Source organism: Clostridium sp. 1001270J_160509_D11 (genome assembly GCF_015667935.1).
Classification (GTDB): domain Bacteria; phylum Bacillota; class Clostridia; order Peptostreptococcales; family Peptostreptococcaceae; genus Intestinibacter.
On record NZ_JADPET010000231.1, the window covers coordinates 1 to 2,503 of the forward strand.

General features: G+C 28.7%; 3 protein-coding genes. All 3 read right to left on the bottom strand.

The genetic code is table 11. The features are described from left to right. Nucleotides 1-52 precede the first annotated feature (52 nt). The gene (locus I4U58_RS13520; RefSeq protein ID WP_195931857.1) at nucleotides 53-508 is read right to left on the bottom strand and encodes a hypothetical protein; all 456 of its coding nucleotides are present in this window, start codon (nucleotides 506-508) and stop codon (nucleotides 53-55) included. A 216-nt stretch (nucleotides 509-724) separates the two neighbouring features. Beyond that, a complete protein-coding gene (locus I4U58_RS13525; RefSeq protein WP_279325566.1) occupies nucleotides 725-1,513 on the bottom strand; it encodes an ABC transporter permease in 789 nt (262 codons plus the stop codon). Between the two features lie 73 nt (nucleotides 1,514-1,586). Beyond that, a complete protein-coding gene (locus I4U58_RS13530) occupies nucleotides 1,587-2,342 on the bottom strand; it encodes an ABC transporter ATP-binding protein (protein WP_195931858.1) in 756 nt (251 codons plus the stop codon). Nucleotides 2,343-2,503: the final 161 nt, after the last annotated feature.

Below are 2,503 nucleotides of genomic sequence, written 5' to 3' on the forward strand. Positions count from 1 at the left end.
CATAATGCTCTATTAATATTCCTATAAATCTTTATATATTTATACATTAAATCTAATATACATTATATATAAGAATTCTTCTAGTATTTATATTTATTCTATTTTCTATTTTCCCATCGCTTATCATAAAATTATTTTTCATCCAAAAATATTTAACTTCATTATCATCAGGATGAAGCACTAAAAATTCTAAATTAGTACAAGCTTTTAAAACCTCTATAATTTCGTTTATTATAATACTACCTAGCCCGACCTTTTTAGGATTGACAGAAAACCACAATATATATACATATAAAAACTCATTTTTTTCTTTATTTTTATAAAGCCTCATATTTAAATCAAATCTCTTCTCTTTAGAAGCTTTAATTTTATTACTTATAATATAATAATCATCACTTTCGCCCTCTCTATATCTAAACTCACCATAAAACCCCAAAACTTCTAATATAACTTTATTAAACTGCTCACATAAATCTATTAATACACCTTCATCAACTTTATTAATCATAATTATCCCCCAAATATCCCCTTATTTTTAATTTCAATTCTAGATGCATATTAAAATACTTAAGTTAATAATAGTTTATTTATATATTATGTAATTTAATTTATATAAAAAATAAATATTATCTCAGAAAAATACAAAATAGGCATTATAAAAGGCCATGTATAAATCTTATACACAGCCCCTATAAGCGTTAGCTTTAAAATCATCTAAATTCCATTATCTATAATTCTTATATAATTTTTCAATTATATTCACAATTTCATACATTACCCAAGCGCAAACGGCAAGTACGAACACGCCCATCATAACTATGTCAAGTTTAAATACTTGGCTACCATATACAATCAGATAGCCGATTCCGTTTCTAGAAACTAAGAATTCTCCTACGATTACTCCGACCCAAGCCATACCTATATTGATTTTAACAATATTTATTAAGTTCCCAATATTAGCAGGCAATATTAATTTAAATAATATTTGAAGCTTAGTGGCTTTAAAACTCTTCAACATTTTGATTTTCTCTTCATCAACATTTATAAAATAATTATATGCAGATAATATTGTAACAACGATAGAAATCAATATTGCTGTCACAACTATACCTTTTATATTAGCCCCTACCCAAACGATTACAATAGGTGCTAAAGCTGTTTTAGGAAGTGCATTTAATACTACTAAAAATGGATCTAAGACTTTTGAAAGTCTAGGAGATGCCCAAAGTAGTATCGCAACTAATACACCGCCAACTGTACCGATTATAAGCCCAAGCATCGTCTCATACACAGAAGTCTTTACATGTATCCAAAGTTTTCCGTTTTCCATATATCTCATAAACAAGTCGTATATTTCGGATGGTTTACTAAATAAAAATGTACTTATAACACCTTTATTTGCAAGAACTTCCCATAATACTAAAATCGCCACTAATAAAACAAGTTGCATAATAAGTACTTTTATTTTTTCTACTTTAATACTTCTCAAATAATTTTGATATCCTACAGACATTTCTTTTTTTTCTACACTTGAAACATCGTTAGCTGTAGATGACATTTTAGAAGCTTGCTTATTCTTTTTAAATTTACCCAATGTCATTATTATCTATCTCCTTCCAAAGAATATCAAAATATTGTTGAAATACAGGTTCCTTTCTACAATTAAACGGAGTTTTTTCATTTTCCATATTGCCGAAGTTTATTTCATGCTCACATTTAATTGTTGCAGGTCTTTTAGAAAGCACAGCAATTCTATCAGACATTGCAATCGCCTCACTTATATCGTGAGTTACAAGCAAAGCTGTCTTGTGTTCATTTTTTATAATTTTGTAAATATCGTCATTTACCATAAGTCTCGTCTGATAATCAAGAGCAGAGAAAGGTTCATCCAACAAAAGTATATCAGGGTCTACTGACAAAGTTCTTATTAGCGCTACCCTCTGTCTCATCCCTCCTGATAGTTCTTTTGGATACATATCCTTAAAATCCCAAAGTCCGTACGTTTTTAAAAGTCTCTCAATTCTATCAAGCGAAGCTTTATCCTTTCTTTTTAAAATTTCAAGCCCTATAGTTATATTATCCATTATAGTTCTCCAGTCTAATAAATGGTCACGTTGAAACATATATCCGATTGTTCCATTAATGACCACGTCGCCCTCAGTTGGTTCTAATAATTTTGTCAAAATGTTTAAAATAGTAGATTTACCACTACCAGACGGTCCCAACAGTGAAAATATCTCGCCCTCTTCAACATAAAAGTTAATGTGGTCTAGTACGCGCATTTCACCGTCTTTAGTATAAAACGTCTTAGTCAAATCATTCACTTCTACTATTTTTGCCATGATGTCACCCCCAGTAATTCACTTGCATAGTTTATATTATTAATATTTAAGCTAATTTGTACCAAATTCTATCAAAAAATTAATTTATATAAAAAGATACAAATAGTTTATATAAATGGTTTATATAAAAAGAAGAAGAGATTAAAGTTTAAAAAAGTTTA